The organism is Pseudomonas spelaei (genome assembly GCF_009724245.1).
Lineage (GTDB): Bacteria > Pseudomonadota > Gammaproteobacteria > Pseudomonadales > Pseudomonadaceae > Aquipseudomonas > Aquipseudomonas spelaei.
Genome location: NZ_WNNK01000007.1, coordinates 156,975 through 173,064, shown reverse-complemented (window position 1 = coordinate 173,064; position 16,090 = coordinate 156,975). Strand labels below are relative to the sequence as shown.

The 16,090-nt window shown below is 59.9% G+C and carries 14 protein-coding genes; 7 read left to right on the top strand and 7 right to left on the bottom strand.

The genetic code is table 11. From position 1 onward, the window contains the following. Positions 1-287: 287 nt before the first annotated feature. Entirely contained in the window at positions 288-1,022 is a 735-nt protein-coding gene (locus GNF76_RS10580) for a phosphoadenylyl-sulfate reductase (RefSeq protein WP_155583108.1), read from the bottom strand. 150 nt (positions 1,023-1,172) lie between these two features. Here GNF76_RS10580 and thrH point away from each other — a divergent pair, with 150 nt between their 5' ends. Continuing rightward, positions 1,173-1,790, top strand: a complete 618-nt coding sequence (thrH, locus tag GNF76_RS10575; protein ID WP_169355697.1) for a bifunctional phosphoserine phosphatase/homoserine phosphotransferase ThrH — start codon at positions 1,173-1,175, stop codon at positions 1,788-1,790. Positions 1,791-1,823: 33 nt separating this feature from the next. On the opposite strand, the gene GNF76_RS10570 is transcribed toward thrH, so the two are convergent. From GNF76_RS10570 to rloA, 6 genes are all read right to left on the bottom strand, one after another. After that, complete coding sequence (locus GNF76_RS10570; protein WP_155583107.1) at positions 1,824-2,183, bottom strand: helix-turn-helix domain-containing protein; 360 nt, start codon at positions 2,181-2,183, stop codon at positions 1,824-1,826. Further along, positions 2,183-2,485: a type II toxin-antitoxin system HigB family toxin gene (locus GNF76_RS10565; protein ID WP_155583106.1), complete on the bottom strand. Its 303-nt coding sequence runs from the start codon at positions 2,483-2,485 to the stop codon at positions 2,183-2,185. Before GNF76_RS10565 ends, GNF76_RS10570 begins: the two co-directional genes overlap by 1 nt. Before the next feature lie 282 nt (positions 2,486-2,767). After that, the gene (gene pabB, locus GNF76_RS10560) at positions 2,768-4,111 is read right to left on the bottom strand and encodes an aminodeoxychorismate synthase component I (protein WP_155583105.1); all 1,344 of its coding nucleotides are present in this window, start codon (positions 4,109-4,111) and stop codon (positions 2,768-2,770) included. A gap of 89 nt (positions 4,112-4,200) precedes the next feature. Beyond that, positions 4,201-5,187 carry an alpha-L-glutamate ligase-like protein gene (locus GNF76_RS10555; protein ID WP_155583104.1) on the bottom strand — a complete coding sequence of 329 codons (987 nt, stop codon included), beginning with the start codon at positions 5,185-5,187 and terminating at the stop codon, positions 4,201-4,203. Then, complete coding sequence (gene rloB / locus GNF76_RS10550; RefSeq protein ID WP_155583103.1) at positions 5,187-6,719, bottom strand: osmotic stress tolerance membrane protein RloB; 1,533 nt, start codon at positions 6,717-6,719, stop codon at positions 5,187-5,189. The genes GNF76_RS10555 and rloB overlap by 1 nt, the downstream gene beginning before the upstream one ends. A 5-nt stretch (positions 6,720-6,724) precedes the next feature. Then, entirely contained in the window at positions 6,725-7,261 is a 537-nt protein-coding gene (gene rloA / locus GNF76_RS10545) for a retropepsin-like aspartic peptidase RloA (RefSeq protein WP_155583102.1), read from the bottom strand. Between the two features lie 272 nt (positions 7,262-7,533). Here rloA and GNF76_RS10540 point away from each other — a divergent pair, with 272 nt between their 5' ends. From GNF76_RS10540 to prpD, 6 genes are all read left to right on the top strand, one after another. Beyond that, entirely contained in the window at positions 7,534-8,229 is a 696-nt protein-coding gene (locus GNF76_RS10540) for a GntR family transcriptional regulator (protein WP_155583101.1), read from the top strand. A gap of 11 nt (positions 8,230-8,240) precedes the next feature. After that, on the top strand, positions 8,241-9,134 hold the full coding sequence (gene prpB / locus GNF76_RS10535) for a methylisocitrate lyase (RefSeq protein WP_155583100.1): 894 nt from the start codon (positions 8,241-8,243) through the stop codon (positions 9,132-9,134). Positions 9,135-9,174: 40 nt separating this feature from the next. Then, the gene (gene prpC, locus GNF76_RS10530; protein WP_155583099.1) at positions 9,175-10,302 is read left to right on the top strand and encodes a bifunctional 2-methylcitrate synthase/citrate synthase; all 1,128 of its coding nucleotides are present in this window, start codon (positions 9,175-9,177) and stop codon (positions 10,300-10,302) included. Positions 10,303-10,511: 209 nt separating this feature from the next. Then, positions 10,512-13,106 carry a Fe/S-dependent 2-methylisocitrate dehydratase AcnD gene (acnD, locus tag GNF76_RS10525; RefSeq protein WP_155583098.1) on the top strand — a complete coding sequence of 865 codons (2,595 nt, stop codon included), beginning with the start codon at positions 10,512-10,514 and terminating at the stop codon, positions 13,104-13,106. A gap of 42 nt (positions 13,107-13,148) precedes the next feature. Continuing rightward, the gene (prpF, locus tag GNF76_RS10520) at positions 13,149-14,339 is read left to right on the top strand and encodes a 2-methylaconitate cis-trans isomerase PrpF (RefSeq protein ID WP_155583097.1); all 1,191 of its coding nucleotides are present in this window, start codon (positions 13,149-13,151) and stop codon (positions 14,337-14,339) included. A gap of 98 nt (positions 14,340-14,437) precedes the next feature. Then, the gene (gene prpD / locus GNF76_RS10515; RefSeq protein WP_155583096.1) at positions 14,438-15,922 is read left to right on the top strand and encodes a 2-methylcitrate dehydratase; all 1,485 of its coding nucleotides are present in this window, start codon (positions 14,438-14,440) and stop codon (positions 15,920-15,922) included. Positions 15,923-16,090: the final 168 nt, after the last annotated feature.

Here is a 16,090-nt window from a genome sequence, read left to right as displayed (position 1 = left end):
ATTGTATACAAAGCGTATTTCACCTTAAGCCACATACGTGCCATATTTTCGTCTATCAAATCTGTTGTTAATTTCGTTTTTATAGGTTGTTGCAATAACTTGCTGAATTTAAAGCGATATAAATTGACCGTTTGAACAGGTATTTATTTTGTGCGGGGAGTTTGAGCAATCGCAGACAGGAGAGTGTCGCGAGAAAGGGTGTAACTTTTCGGTGCGTTAATTTTTAAGTGCACACAAAAATGGCACCGTTGGTGACATTTTTGTGTACATGTACTTCTGGCGTGGCATCACGCCTTGCTGATGATATTCCCTGCGTGCAACCCGCATTCTTTCTGGGTGGCTTCTTCCCACCACCAACGGCCTTCGCGCTCGTGCTGGTTCGGCAGTACCGGGCGGGTGCAAGGCTCACAGCCGATGCTGATAAAACCGCGCTCATGCAGGCTGTTGTACGGCAACTCCAGCATGCGGATGTAACCCCAGATCTCTTCGCTGGTCATTTGCGCCAGTGGGTTGAACTTGTACAGGGTGCGTTCCGGCGTGGAGAAGGCCGTATCGACTTCCAGTACCGCCACTTGGCTGCGGGTGCCGGGGCTCTGGTCGCGGCGTTGGCCGGTAGCCCAGGCGTTGACGCTGGACAGTTTGCGGCGCAGCGGCTCGATCTTGCGGATGCCGCAGCACTCGCCATGGCCGTCCTTGTAGAAACTGAACAGGCCTTTTTCCTTGACGAAGGGTTCCAGTGCGCGCTGGTCCGGCGAGATCAGCTCGATGTCGATCTTGTAGAACTCGCGCACCTGCTCGATAAACCGGTAGGTTTCCGGGTGCAGGCGGCCGGTGTCGAGGCTGAACACCTTGACGTTCTTGTTCAGCTTCCAGGCCATGTCCACCAGCACCACGTCCTCGGCACCGCTGAAAGAGATCCACAGGTCGTCGCCAAACTGGCTGAACGCCAGCTTGAGGATGTCCTGGGCGGATTTGTTGGCATAAGTCGCGGCGAGCTCAGCGACGTCGAAGGCTTGGTTCATCAGGACGGTTCCTACAGGTCAGTGGCGCTGAGCGCTCTATAGGGGGGTGATGGTAACAAAATCCGGCCTGCGTTGCGGTGGCTGGAATGAGTCGCTAGAGTTCGGCAGTCCTTTTGCTCGCTCAACTAACAACATTAATGGGAGTGTCTTGTGGAAATTGCCTGTCTCGACCTGGAAGGGGTGCTGGTTCCGGAAATCTGGATCGCCTTCGCTGAAAAAACCGGTATTGAATCCCTGCGCGCCACCACCCGGGACATTCCCGACTACGACGTGCTGATGAAGCAACGCTTGCGGATCCTCGACGAACACGGCCTCACGCTTGGAGACATCCAGGAGGTGATTGCTACCCTCAAGCCGCTGGACGGCGCCATTGAGTTCGTCAACTGGCTGCGCGAACGCTTCCAGGTGGTGATTCTGTCGGACACCTTTTATGAGTTCTCCCAGCCGCTGATGCGCCAGTTGGGCTTCCCGACATTGCTGTGTCATCGGTTGATTACCGATGAGACGAATCGCGTCGTGAGCTATCAACTGCGTCAGAAAGACCCAAAGCGTCAGTCGGTATTGGCCTTCAAGAGCCTGTACTACCGGGTGATTGCAGCCGGGGACTCCTACAACGACACCACCATGCTGGGTGAAGCGGACCAGGGCATTCTGTTCCATGCGCCGGAGAATGTGATCCGCGAGTTCCCGCAGTTTCCGGCGGTGCATACGTTTGAGGATTTGAAGAAAGAGTTCATCAAGGCTTCGAATCGGCCGTTGAGCCTGTGATTCTCGGGTGAACGAAGTCGTGGGCTCCGCTAATCAGCTGGCGCCCGCGAGTAAACTGTCATAAGGAATTCGCAAGCCTTCGTGCAGGCGCTTGATCATCGACAAGCTCAGCTTACGCTTGCGGTTGAGTACTTCGGATACGCGGCCGCTGGTACCAATAAACGGCTCCAGGTCGCGCGCTGTCAGGCCTAGTTGCTCCATACGAAATCGAATCGCCTCAATCGGGTCGGAAGGTGGCATTGGAAAATGCTGCTCTTCGTACTTTTCAATCAGGAGTGCAAGGATTTCCAGCTCATCACCCTCCGATGAGCCGATTTGCGCGCCCCAAAGCTGCTCCACGCGCGCAAGCGCCGCAGCCAGGTCCTCAGGGGTGCGAACAGGTTTGATATTCATCACACGATCTCCGCGTTGATCTGATCGTACTGGGCATGAGTCCCCACGAATCTTATGAAGCCCAGCTGTCTTGGGTAGTCGATTGCCATGACCACTCGATATTTATTACCGCCGACGTTGAACACCACCCTGCTGCCTTTAAGGATGCTGGCTGTTCGCAGCTCAGCCTTCAGGCTCTGAGGTGTTGGGTAAAAAGCCTTTTCCATGTGTCGGTACCACTCAACCAGTGGTGTTTCGGCATCGGCGCAAGCGGGGCTGTTCTCCCAGAATGCCCGTAAGGTTGCCCGCGCAATTATTCGCATCGTGCCAACCTCCCAATATGGGAGATATTAGGCTGCGCTTTACGCGGATGCAATCTCTGAAATAATTTGTGAACAGTAAATAATGAACTCAGTCCGAGTGGCATGAGCAATAAAACGGTTAAGGCAATCAGTAGTCGTTCCATGTGATCCCTCACAAACGGCCCGGTGGAGTATCGGAGCTGGACGCTATCTTCGAGTCCCGACCCCGGTCCACAACCACTCTGATTCAGCTTCTTTCCAGGGTGACATTTGTCTCGCTGAGAGTCAGGTGCGGCCCGGCGTCTACAACCCTTCCAAGGTTTGTAACAACACCCGCACCTTGGTCATCGACTCCTGATATTCCGCCTGCCACTCCGAGTCCGCGACAATCCCGCCACCGCCCCAGCAACACACCTGCCCATCCTTGACCAGCAAGCTGCGAATGGCGATGGAACTGTCCATCTCGCCGCGCACGTCCAGGTACAACAACGAGCCGCAGTACAACCCTCGCCGTGTCGGCTCCAGTTCATCGATGATCTGCATTGCGCGAATCTTCGGCGCGCCGGTGATCGAGCCGCCGGGGAAGCTGCCGGCGATCAGGTCCAGGGCATCTTTGTCATCCGCCAGTTCGCCGGTGACGCTGCTGACCAAGTGGTGCACGTTGGGGTAGCTTTCCAGGCTGAACAACTCCGGCACTTTCACCGAGCCGATGCGGCAGGTGCGGCCCAGGTCATTGCGCAGCAGGTCGACGATCATCAGGTTTTCGGCACGATCCTTGGGGCTGGCCAAGAGTTCGGCGGCGTTGGCCGCATCTTCCGTTGCCGTCGCGCCACGAGGGCGGGTGCCTTTGATCGGACGGGTTTCCACCTGGCGCTGGCTGATTTTGACGAAGCGCTCCGGCGACAGGCTCAACACCGCGCCATCGTCGGGCAGGCTCTGGAACCCTGAAAACGGTGTTGGACAGGCCTCGCGCAGGGCGCAATAGGCGACCCACGGATCGCCGATGCAGGGTGCACGAAAGCGCTGGGCGAAGTTGACCTGGTAGCAGTCGCCGGCCTGGATGTAGTCCTGAATCCGCGCCAGGGCCTGCTGATAGGCTTGTGCAGTCAGATCAGGTGCCATTTTGCCGTGCAGTTTGAACGTCGCGGGAGCGCTCGGTGTTGGATGGCTGAACAGCGTGATCAGGCGTTGCCGTTCGCTTTCCACCAGTTTGGGGTGGAATACCAATTGGCTGGTCTGCGCCTGGTGATCGCTGATCAATGCCCAGGCATACAGGCCGAAGCGTGCATCCGGCAGGCGCAGGTCGTCTACGGCCAGGTGCGGTAGCTGTTCCAGATGCCGACCGAAGTCGTAGCTCAGGTAACCGATCAGGCCGCCGGCAAATGGCAGTTCATAAGGTGCAGGCAGCGCGGCATCACCGAGTAGCGCCAGATTCTCCCGTAACCGCTGTAGAAAATCGCTGCCACTTTCATCCGGCCAGACCGCCAACGTTGCTTCAGGCCAGGCGCTGAGCAGGTCATAACGGCCGCGCTCGGCAGCCGGACGACCACTGTCCAGCAGCACCGCACCGGGGGCGTGGCGAATCGCCGTAAAATACTCGGCAGGGTTTGCCCGGTAGGGCAGCGGGTGAACGGAGCAGGTCGACATGCGGGATGGATCAGCTATTGGCGCGGGGGAGGCGATTGTAGTCCCCTGTAGGATTTGCTCCTAGAGGGGATGTCGGGGATAGGCAGGTGTCAGCCTTCAACAGCGGTAACGTGCCCAAACATTTCCTGTACGAACTTCACGCGTTCTTCCGGCGTTTCCGTCACACCGGCCGCTTTCAGTTCTTCCAGCCGAGCTTCCACCGCATGGGTGCGCAGGGTCAGGCCGCAGTCGTTGGCGATCTGGATATTCAGCCCCGGCCGGGCATTGAGCTCCAGGATCAGCGGGCCTTTCTCCTGGTCCAGCACCATGTCCACACCGATATAACCCAGGCCACACAGTTCAAAGCAGCCGGCGGCGAGTTTCATGAAGCCGTCCCAGTTGGGCAGTTGCACGCCATCCACCGCGTTGGTGGTGTCCGGGTGTTTGGTGATGATGTTGTTCAGCCAGGTGCCGCGCAGGGTCAGGCCGGTGGCCAGGTCCACACCGACGCCGATGGCGCCCTGGTGCAGGTTGGCCTTGCCGCCGGACTGGCGGGTCGGCAAGCGCAGCATGGCCATTACCGGGTAGCCCATCAGCACGATGATGCGGATGTCCGGCACGCCTTCGTAGCTGATGCTTTTGAAAATCTGGTCAGGCACTACGCGGTATTCGATCAACGCCCGGTCACGGTGGCCGCCCAGGGAATACAAACCGGTGAGGATGCTGGAAATCTGGTGCTCGATTTCTTCATGGCTGATGATCTTGCCGGAGACCGTGCGATAGCGCCCTTCAAAGCGGTCGGCTATCACCAGGATGCCATCGCCACCTGCGCCCTGGGCGGGTTTGATCACGAAGTCGTTGCGGCCTCCGATGATTTCGTCGAGCTTGTCGATTTCCTTCTCGGTGGAAATCACCCCGTACATTTGCGGCACATGAATACCGGCAGCGATGGCCCGCTCCTTGGTGATGATCTTGTCATCGACGATCGGATACAGGCTGCGCTTGTTGTACTTGAGCACGTAGTCGGCGTTACGCCGGTTGATGCCCATGATCCCCCGCGCTTCGAGGGCCTTCCAGGTCTTCCAGAAGCCGAACATTATGAGTCAGCCTTGAGGAAGGCCTTGAAACGCACCAGCTCGGTCAGGCGATAGCCGCGATAGCGACCCATGGCCAGCATGAAACCCACCAGGATTAGCAGGATCGCCGGGAAGGTGAAGACGAAGTAGATCAGCTCCGGCACGCTCATGATCAGGTGCGCCAGGGACGCGGCGAACAGCGTACCGATTGCTACTTTCATGGCATGGCCGCCACCGCGCTCTTCCCAGGTGATGGACAGGCGTTCGATGGTCATGGTCAGGATCACCATCGGGAACAGTGCCACCGACAGCCCGCGCTCCAGGCCCAGCTTGTGGCTGAACAGGCTGATGGCGGCGATCAGCACCACCACGAAGGTCAGCACCACCGACAGCCTTGGCAGCATCTGCAGCTTCAAGTGTTCCAGGTACGAGCGCAGCGATAAGCCGAGCGCCGTAATAATGGTGAACAACACGATCCCGAAGCCCAGTTGCGTCTCGCGGAACGCCAGGGCAATCAGCACCGGCGTAAAGGTGCCCAGGGTCTGCAGGCCGATCAGGTTGCGCAGGATCAGGATCACCAGCACGCCAATCGGGATCATCACCATGATCATGAAGGTCTGCTGGGTTTGCAGCGGCAGGCCGTACAGCGAGTATTCGAGGAAGTTGGCGTCGGTGTTCTCGTCGGTCAGCTTGGCCAGGCGAATGGCGTTCATTTCGCTGTTGTTCAGGCTGAAAGTCACCATGGCCTTCTTGCCGCCGTCGACGGTGATCAGGTTTTCATCGCCGGTCCACCACAGCAGGCGGTCGGACGGCAGGCCCTGTTCGCCGGTGTCCGGGTTGAAGTACAGCCAGTCGTTGCCATTGAAGCTGCGCAACCACAGTTCCGGGGTTTGCGGCTGGTCGGCCACCAGGCGGATGGTGTGGACCTTTTCCACTGGCACGTGGGCGATGGACAGCAGCAACTCGACGATCTTCGCCTTGTGCGGCGTCGACGGGTCTCCCGCCAGCAGCAGCTTGACGTTGTCGTCGTTGAGGTTGTTGGTGCGCTTGATGGCTTCGCTGATAAAGGTCTCGACGTCTGCCGAATGCTGGCGGATCGGCGCGAGCAGGGCTTCGGCGGCGATTTTTTCCGGGCCGTCCACGGCAATGCTGTCGCGGAAGGTCGGGCCCTTGAGCTTGGCCTTTTCGCCGCTGTAGCGCTTGGTCAACACCAGGCGGTAGTAGAGCGTCTGGTTGCCCTTGGCACGGCGCGCCGACCAGGTGACCTTGCGGTTGCCATCGATGCGGTTGACGCTCACCCCGTAGTTATTGGAGATAAAGCTTTCATTAAGGCTGACGAAGTCGCGGCTCAGGGGCGGCACGAACATCTGGATTTTTACCGGGTCCTTGGCGCTGGCGACGAACTCGACTTTGGCGTCGATGTTCCACAGGTCGTCCGTGGCGTCTTCGGTGACGGGAATCCCCAGCACGAAAATCTGATAGGCGGTGACCGAAATGCCCAGCACCACCAGAATGGTGATCAGGATTTTCAGGTGCAGATTAAGAGAGCGCATTGAAATTACTCAGCGGTATGAGCGTCAGTGGCGCAGGCAGGTTTGCCCGCCGCGTATTTGAGACTGGGGTCGACCAGCGCATCAAAGCGTTTCAAGGCTTCGGAGCCAATCAGCAGCGGGTATTGGAAAGTGCTGCGGTCAGTCAAGTTCACTTCGATGCTGCGTAAAGCGGTACCCATGCAGATGTCGAGGGCAATCACCGGGCGCGCGGTGTACTGCTTGCCCGCATCGGCGTCGTAGTCGTCGGCGCGGCGCTTGATCTTGCTGACGCGCTCCAGGGGGCGTTCGATGGGGTGAGAATGTGCGGTGTCGATGGCCAGGTAGAAACGCACCCAGGATTCGCCGTTACGCTTGAAGCGCTTGATGTCTCGGGCGCTCAGCGATGCCGTTTTGGCGCCGGTGTCGAGTTTGGCGGGCACTTGCAGGTCAATGCCGGCCAAATGGGCGTATTCGTTGAGGCCATACACGGTCTTCTCGGCAGCGAAGCCAAGACCGGGCAGCAACGATAGGCAAAACAATAGGGAGAAGGGCTTGAGTCTCATAAATCCTGACGCGGTGCAGTGCGATGTTCAATTCAAGGCGACTGGCATTGCTGCGCAAGCTCCCTCGTGCGCCTTTTCATCCAATGATGTCAGGCAAAAGCGGCGGGCATTCTAACATGAAGGTTTTCTGACGCCAGCGCTGGCAGGCGGCCATGACCTCTGGCGGTATACGGGTGGTTATTAGACGATTGTCGACAATATGTATTTATTCTTTGACTATTAAGGGCTGATTGGCTAGTTTTTGCGACATTGCTTTTAAAGGTGTCGACAATATGCTGGATCAATCGGAAGCCCCGGTGGCGACATCGGATGAATCCAAGACCATGTCGGAGAACGTCTTTCGCCGCATTCAGGCCGCCATCGTCAAGGGCGAAATCGCCCCCGGCAGCAAGATTTCCGAGCCGGAACTGGCCCGCACCTATGGCATCAGCCGTGGCCCGCTGCGCGAGGCGATCCATCGCCTGGAAGGCCAGCGCCTGCTGGTGCGCATCCCTCACGTTGGCGCGCGGGTTGTTTCCCTCAGCCATGCCGAACTGATTGAGCTTTACGAAATTCGCGAATCCCTGGAAGGCATGGCCTGTCGCCTGGCCGCCGAGCGCATGACCGATGAAGAAATCGAGGAACTGCGCCAGGTGCTGCACACCCATGAGCGCGATGCCGCGTTCCAGGCCGGCGTCGGCTACTACCAGCAGGAAGGCGACTTCGATTTTCATTACCGGATCATTCAAGGCGCCGGCAACCGCACCTTGACCCAAATGTTGTGCGGCGAGCTGTATCAACTGGTGCGCATGTACCGCATCCAGTTTTCCGCCACGCCCAATCGTCCACGCCAGGCCTTTGCCGAACATCACCGGATTCTCGACGCGATTGCCGATCGCGACGGAGAACTGGCCGAGTTGTTGATGCGCCGCCATATCGGCGCTTCCAAACGCAATATCGCGCGTCACTTTCCAGAGTGCGCCCCCTAGAGAGGTGAGTCATGAGTTCCAATAACAACAGCACTCCAGGCCAGCGTTTCCGTGACGCGGTCGCCAGCGAACAGCCGTTGCAGGTGGTTGGCGCGATCAACGCCAACCACGCCCTGCTGGCCAAACGCGCCGGCTTCAAGGCGATTTACCTGTCCGGTGGCGGGGTGGCCGCAGGCTCCCTGGGCGTGCCGGACCTGGGCATTACCGGCCTGGATGACGTACTGACCGACGTACGCCGCATCACGGACGTGTGCGACCTGCCGCTGTTGGTGGACGTGGACACCGGTTTCGGCTCCTCGGCGTTCAACGTGGCGCGCACCGTCAAGTCGATGATCAAGTTCGGCGCCGCCGCGATCCATATTGAAGACCAGGTGGGTGCCAAGCGTTGCGGCCATCGTCCTAATAAAGAAATCGTGTCGCAGCAGGAAATGGTCGACCGCATCAAGGCGGCCGTCGATGCCCGCACCGATGACAGCTTCGTGATCATGGCCCGCACCGACGCCCTGGCCGTCGAAGGCCTGGAATCGGCCCTGGAACGTGCCGCCGCCTGCATTGAGGCTGGCGCCGACATGGTGTTCCCGGAAGCCATCACCGAGCTGGAGATGTACAAGCTGTTTGCTGCCCGCGTGAAGGCACCGATCCTCGCCAACATCACCGAATTTGGCTCCACACCTCTGTACACCGTCGATCAACTGAAATCTGCCGATGTTTCTATCGTGCTGTACCCGCTCTCGGCCTTCCGCGCCATGAACAAGGCTGCCGAAAACGTCTACACCGCGATCCGTCGCGACGGTACCCAACAGAATGTGATCGACACCATGCAAACCCGCATGGAGTTGTACGATCGTATCGACTACCACACTTTCGAGCAGAAGCTCGACGCGCTGTTCGCCGCCAAGAAGTAAGGCGCGCGGCTCCCAAATAAATTCAAGATTGGAGAAGACAATGGCCGAAGCAAAAGTACTGAGTGGAGCTGGCCTGCGTGGCCAGGTAGCCGGGCAGACCGCACTGTCCACCGTGGGCCAGGCCGGTGCCGGCCTGACCTATCGCGGTTATGACGTGCGCGAGCTGGCTGCCGATGCGCAGTTTGAAGAGGTTGCCTACCTGCTGCTCTACGGCGAACTGCCGACTCAATCCGAGCTGGCGGCCTACACCGCCAAGCTGAGCAAGCTGCGTGACCTGCCCCAAGCGCTGAAAGAGGTGCTGGAACGCATCCCCGCCGACGCCCACCCGATGGACGTGATGCGCACCGGTTGCTCGTTCCTGGGCAATATCGAACCGGAGAAGGATTTCTCCGCCCAGCACGACGTCACCGACCGCCTGCTGGCCGCGTTCCCGGCGATCATGTGCTACTGGTATCGCTTCAGCCATGACGGTAAACGCATCAACTGCGTGACCGACGAAGCTTCCATCGGCGGCCACTTTCTGCACCTGTTGCACGACAAGAAACCGAGTGAATTGCACGTCAAGGTGATGAACGTCTCGTTGATCCTCTATGCCGAGCATGAATTCAACGCTTCGACCTTCACCGCACGGGTGTGTGCTTCTACCCTGTCGGACCTGTATTCCTGTGTCACTGCGGCCATCGGTTCCCTGCGCGGCCCGTTGCATGGCGGCGCCAACGAAGCGGCAATGGAGATGATCGAGCGTTTCTCGTCACCGGAAGACGCGGTGAAGGGCACCCTCGGCATGCTCGAGCGCAAGGACAAGATCATGGGCTTCGGTCACGCGATCTATAAGGACAGCGACCCGCGTAATGAAGTGATCAAGGGCTGGTCGAAAAAACTCGCGGACGAAGTGGGCGACAAAGTGTTGTTCGCGGTCTCCGAAGCGATCGACAAGACCATGTGGGAGCAGAAGAAGTTGTTCCCCAACGCCGACTTCTACCATGCCTCGGCGTACCACTTCATGGGCATCCCGACCAAGCTGTTCACACCGATTTTCGTCTGCTCGCGCCTGACTGGCTGGGCGGCGCATGTGTTCGAGCAGCGTGCCAACAACCGCATCATCCGTCCGAGCGCCGAGTACGTCGGCGTTGAACAGCGCAAGTTCGTGCCAATCGAACGTCGCTGAGCAGTGGGAATCTGAGGCGCCGGCTTTCATGTTTGAAACCGGATCAATGTGGGAGCCGGGCTTGCCCGCGATAGCGGTATCACTGTCGACAAAAGTGTTGAAAGTGACTCAGTCATCGCGGGCAAGCCCGGCTCCCACAGGGACCGTGTTCATTCAGGCCAATGCCGCAGGTTTTTGCCGTACACCTTACCGTGATCGAGTCCCAGTCCATGAACACTGAACACCGCAAACCCCTGCCCGGCAGCCGACTGGATTTCTACGACGCCCGTGCGGCTGTCGATGCAATCACTCCCGGCGCCTACGCGACCTTGCCGTACACCTCCCGCGTGCTGGCAGAAAACCTGGTGCGCCGCTGCGACCCGGCGACCCTCAATGCGTCCCTGAGCCAACTGATCGAACGCAAGCGCGACCTCGACTTCCCCTGGTTCCCGGCGCGCGTGGTGTGCCACGACATCCTCGGCCAGACCGCCCTGGTGGACCTTGCCGGGCTGCGCGACGCCATTGCCCTGCAAGGCGGCGACCCGGCCCAGGTCAACCCGGTGGTGCCGACCCAACTGATTGTCGACCACTCCCTGGCCGTGGAAAGCGGCGGGTTTGATCCGGATGCGTTCGAGAAAAACCGCGCCATCGAAGACCGCCGCAACGAAGACCGTTTCCACTTTATCGAGTGGACCAAAAAGGCCTTCAAGAACGTCGACGTGATCCCGCCGGGCAACGGCATCATGCACCAGATCAACCTGGAGAAAATGTCTCCGGTGATTCAGGTACGTGACGGCGTGGCGTTCCCTGATACCTGCGTCGGCACCGACAGCCACACCCCACACGTTGACGCCCTGGGCGTGATCGCCATTGGCGTCGGTGGCCTGGAAGCCGAGAGTGTGATGCTCGGCCGCGCCTCGTGGATGCGCCTGCCGGAAAGCGTCGGCGTGGAGCTGACGGGCAAGCTGCAGCCGGGCATCACCGCCACCGATATGGTGCTGGCGTTGACCGAGTTCCTGCGCCAGCAAAAAGTTGTCGGCGCGTGGCTGGAGTTCTTCGGTGAAGGTGCTTCAAACCTGACCCTTGGCGACCGTGCGACCATCTCCAATATGGCCCCGGAATACGGTGCCACGGCGGCGATGTTCTACATCGACCCGCAGACCATCGCGTACCTGAAACTCACTGGCCGTGAAGACGAGCAAGTGGCGTTGGTGGAGCAATACGCCCGCCACACCGGCTTGTGGGCCGATGACCTCAAGGGCGCGCAATACGAGCGTGGCCTGACCTTCGATTTGTCCTCGGTGGTGCGCAACATGGCCGGCCCGAGCAACCCGCACGCCCGTGTCGCCACCAGCGATCTGGCGGCCAAGGGCATTTCTGGCCAGTGGGATGATGTGCCAGGGCAAATGCCTGACGGTGCCGTGATCATCGCCGCCATCACCAGTTGCACCAACACCAGTAACCCACGCAACGTGATTGCCGCCGGCCTGCTGGCGCGCAACGCCAACAAACTGGGGTTGACCCGCAAGCCGTGGGTCAAGTCGTCCCTGGCGCCGGGTTCGAAAACCGTGGCCATGTACCTGGACGAAGCCGGGTTGACCACGGAGCTGGAGCAATTGGGCTTTGGTGTCGTGGCGTTTGCCTGCACCACGTGCAACGGCATGTCCGGCGCGCTCGACCCGGTGATCCAGCAAGAAATCATCGACCGTGACCTGTACGCCACCGCCGTGTTGTCGGGCAACCGCAACTTTGATGGGCGTATTCACCCGTACGCCAAGCAAGCGTTCCTTGCGTCGCCGCCGCTGGTGGTTGCCTATGCGATTGCCGGCACCATCCGTTTCGACATCGAAAAAGACGTGCTGGGACTGGATGCGAATGGCAAGGAAATTCGCCTGAAGGACATCTGGCCGAGCGACGAAGAAATCGACGCAGTGGTCAAGGCGTCGGTCAAGCCGGAGCAGTTCCGCAAGGTCTACATCCCGATGTTCGCCATCCATGAAGACACCGGCCCGAAAGTCGAGCCGCTGTACGACTGGCGTCCACAGAGCACCTACATTCGCCGTCCGCCGTACTGGGAAGGTGCGCTGGCCGGAGCGCGGCCGCTCAAGGGCATGCGCCCGCTGGCGGTGCTGCCGGACAACATCACCACGGACCACTTGTCGCCCTCCAACGCAATCATGTTGGACAGCGCCGCCGGCGAATACCTGGCGAAAATGGGCTTGCCGGAAGTCGACTTCAACTCCTATGCGACGCACCGTGGCGACCACCTGACCGCCCAACGCGCCACCTTCGCCAACCCGAAACTGTTCAACGAAATGGTCGTGGAAAACGGCAAGGTCAAGCAGGGTTCGCTGACGCGTCTTGAGCCGGAAGGCCAGGTCACGCGGATGTGGGAAGCCATCGAAACCTACATGGAGCGCAAGCAGCCGCTGATCATCATTGCCGGCGCCGACTACGGCCAGGGTTCGTCCCGGGACTGGGCAGCCAAAGGCGTGCGTCTGGCGGGTGTGGAAGCGATTGCCGCCGAAGGCTTCGAGCGTATTCACCGCACCAACCTGGTGGGCATGGGCGTGTTGCCACTGGAGTTCCTGCCGGGCACCGACCGCAAGACCCTGAAGATTGACGGCAGTGAAACCTACGACGTGATCGGTGAGCGCACCCCGCGTGCGGCGCTGACCCTGGTGATCAACCGCAAGAATGGCGAACGTGTCGAAGTGCCGGTGACCTGTCGCCTGGACACCGCCGAAGAAGTGTCGATCTACGAGGCGGGCGGCGTATTGCAACGTTTTGCCCAGGACTTCCTGGAATCGGCAGTGACCGCCTGATAACTGTGGCCGGGGCGTGCGCCCCGGCCCATGAGGAAAACCATGGCACACGTACCTCAGATCAAGATTCCCGCCACTTACATGCGTGGCGGTACCAGCAAAGGCGTGTTTTTCAGCCTCAAGGATTTGCCCGAGTCGGCCCAGGTTCCGGGTGCCGTGCGGGATGCCTTGCTGCTGCGGGTGATTGGCAGCCCCGATCCCTATGACAAGCAAATCGACGGCATGGGCGGCGCTACGTCCAGCACCAGCAAAACCGTGATCCTGGCCAAAAGCACCCGCGCCGATCACGACGTTGACTACCTGTTTGGCCAAGTCTCCATCGACAAGCCGTTCGTGGACTGGAGCGGCAACTGCGGCAACTTGTCGGCGGCGGTGGGGTCCTTCGCTATCAGCAACGGCTTGGTGGATGCAGCGCGTATCCCGCAAAACGGCATCGCTGTGGTGCGGGTCTGGCAGGCCAATATCGGCAAGACCATCATCGCCCACGTGCCGATCACCGACGGTGCGGTACAGGAAACCGGCGACTTCGAACTGGACGGCGTGACCTTTCCGGCCGCTGAAGTGCAGTTGGAATTCATGGACCCGGCGGCGGAAGAAGAGGGCGGTGGTGGTTCGATGTTCCCCACCGGCAACCTGGTGGATGACCTGGAAGTACCCGGTGTGGGTACCTTCAAGGCAACGCTGATCAACGCCGGGATTCCTACCATTTTCATCAACGCCCAGGACCTGGGTTACACCGGCACCGAGTTGCAAGGCGCGATCAACAGTGATCCGAAAGCCTTGGCAATGTTTGAAACCATCCGCGCTCACGGTGCGTTGCGCATGGGGTTGATCAAACACCTGGACGAAGCGGCCCAGCGCCAGCACACACCCAAGGTCGCGTTTGTGGCTCGGCCTGCGGATTACGTGGCGTCCAGCGGTAAGGCGATCAAGGCGGCAGATGTCGACCTGTTGGTGCGGGCGTTGTCCATGGGCAAGCTGCACCACGCAATGATGGGCACGGCGGCGGTGGCGATCGGCACGGCAGCGGCGATTTCCGGAACGCTGGTGAACCTGGCGGCCGGTGGTGTGGAGCGCAATGCGGTGCGGTTTGGGCACCCGTCGGGGACGTTGCGGGTGGGTGCCGAGGCGAGCCAGGTGGACGGTGAATGGGTCGTCAAGAAAGCCATCATGAGCCGCAGTGCGCGGGTATTGATGGAAGGTTTTGTGCGTGTCCCGGGCGACGCGTTTTAAGCATTGATCAATCAGGCAGACACCAAGATCTGCCTTTAAAAACACATCAACCCTGACCCTGAGGATGGAACAACCCCTAACCCCTTTGGAGTACTGCCATGAGCGCCAACGTCGACCAAAACAACCGCCCCGACTACGATCAGGTCCTGCAGGACATTGCCGACTACGTTCTGAGTTTCAAGATCGAGTCTCGCGACGCCCTGGACACTGCCCGCAACTGCTTGATGGACACCCTCGGTTGCGGCCTGCTGGCCCTGCGTTTCCCGGAGTGCACCAAGCACCTGGGGCCGATCGTCGAGGGCACGGTGGTGCCGTTCGGTGCTCGAGTGCCGGGGACTTCATTTCGCCTGGACCCGATCAAGGCGGCGTGGGACATCGGTTGCATCGTCCGTTGGCTCGACTACAACGACACCTGGCTCGCCGCCGAATGGGGTCATCCTTCCGATAACCTCGGCGGGATTCTTGCGGTCGCCGACCACCTCTCGCAAAAGCGCGTGGCCAATGGCGATGCGCCGCTGACCGTCCGTGCGGTGCTGGACGCGATGATCATGGCCCACGAGATCCAGGGCGTGATCGCCCTGGAAAACTCCTTCAACCGCGTCGGCCTCGACCATGTGCTGTTGGTGAAAGTCGCTTCCACAGCCGTCACCGCCAAGCTGATGGGCGCCAACCGTGAGCAACTGTTGTCGGCGCTGTCTCAGGCATTTGTCGATGGCCAGGCCCTGCGCACTTATCGCCATGCGCCGAATGCCGGGTCGCGCAAGTCGTGGGCGGCGGGTGATGCGTCCAGCCGAGGTGTGCGCCTGGCGGACATTGCCATGCGTGGCGAGATGGGCATTCCCGGTGTATTGAGCGCGCCTCAGTGGGGGTTCTACGATGTGCTGTTCAGCCACACCAACAAGGACCTGGCGCTCAAGCCCGAAGACAAGCGTACCTTCAGCCTGCCTCAGCCCTACGGCACTTACGTGATGGAAAACGTGCTGTTCAAGATCAGCTTCCCCGCCGAGTTCCACGCGCAAACGGCCTGCGAGGCGGCGGTGACTCTGCACCCTCAAGTGAAGAACCGTCTGCATGAGATCGACAAGATCGTCATCACCACCCACGAGTCGGCGATTCGTATCATCTCCAAGGTGGGCCAACTGGCCAATGCGGCCGACCGTGATCACTGCATCCAGTACATGACCGCCGTGCCCCTGGCGTTCGGCAATCTGGTGGCGGAGCAGTACGAAGATGAGTTCCATGCCGCCCACCCGATCATCGATGAGCTGCGCGATAAAATGGTCATCGTCGAAGAGCCGCGCTACAGCCGCGAATATCTGGAAGCCGACAAGCGTTCCATTGCCAACGCGGTGCAGGTATTTTTCAAGGACGGCTCCAGCACCGAGCAGGTGGTGGTGGAGTACCCGATTGGCCACCGTCGCCGTCGGGGGGATGGCATTCCGTTGCTGGAAGACAAGTTCAAGGCCAACCTGGCGACGCGTTTTACGGCCCAGCGCAGTGCCGAGATCTTTGCCTTGTGCAAGGACCCTGCACGGCTTGAGGCGACGCCGGTGAATCGGTTTGTGGATCTGTTTGTGGTCTAGACAACCCACATAGCGACCTGCCGAAACGCGGTTAATGTGGGAGCTGGCTTGCCTGCGATGACGGTGAGGCCCCAGGGTGGTCCTGCGGACACGCATCGCAGCCTCGTGCCTCGACAGCGGCTACAACCGCTATCGCAGGCAAGCCAGCTCCCACACTTAAGATGTGTG

Coding starts and splice junctions, on each gene's coding strand:
- GNF76_RS10580 (WP_155583108.1), bottom strand. CDS start 1,022: ATGAACCAAGCCTTCGACGTCGCTGAGCTCGCCGCGACTTATGCCAAC.
- GNF76_RS10570 (WP_155583107.1), bottom strand. CDS start 2,183: ATGAATATCAAACCTGTTCGCACCCCTGAGGACCTGGCTGCGGCGCTT.
- GNF76_RS10565 (WP_155583106.1), bottom strand. CDS start 2,485: ATGCGAATAATTGCGCGGGCAACCTTACGGGCATTCTGGGAGAACAGC.
- pabB (WP_155583105.1), bottom strand. CDS start 4,111: ATGTCGACCTGCTCCGTTCACCCGCTGCCCTACCGGGCAAACCCTGCC.
- GNF76_RS10555 (WP_155583104.1), bottom strand. CDS start 5,187: ATGTTCGGCTTCTGGAAGACCTGGAAGGCCCTCGAAGCGCGGGGGATC.
- rloB (WP_155583103.1), bottom strand. CDS start 6,719: ATGCGCTCTCTTAATCTGCACCTGAAAATCCTGATCACCATTCTGGTG.
- rloA (WP_155583102.1), bottom strand. CDS start 7,261: ATGAGACTCAAGCCCTTCTCCCTATTGTTTTGCCTATCGTTGCTGCCC.
- GNF76_RS10540 (WP_155583101.1), top strand. CDS start 7,534: ATGCTGGATCAATCGGAAGCCCCGGTGGCGACATCGGATGAATCCAAG.
- prpB (WP_155583100.1), top strand. CDS start 8,241: ATGAGTTCCAATAACAACAGCACTCCAGGCCAGCGTTTCCGTGACGCG.
- prpC (WP_155583099.1), top strand. CDS start 9,175: ATGGCCGAAGCAAAAGTACTGAGTGGAGCTGGCCTGCGTGGCCAGGTA.
- acnD (WP_155583098.1), top strand. CDS start 10,512: ATGAACACTGAACACCGCAAACCCCTGCCCGGCAGCCGACTGGATTTC.
- prpF (WP_155583097.1), top strand. CDS start 13,149: ATGGCACACGTACCTCAGATCAAGATTCCCGCCACTTACATGCGTGGC.
- prpD (WP_155583096.1), top strand. CDS start 14,438: ATGAGCGCCAACGTCGACCAAAACAACCGCCCCGACTACGATCAGGTC.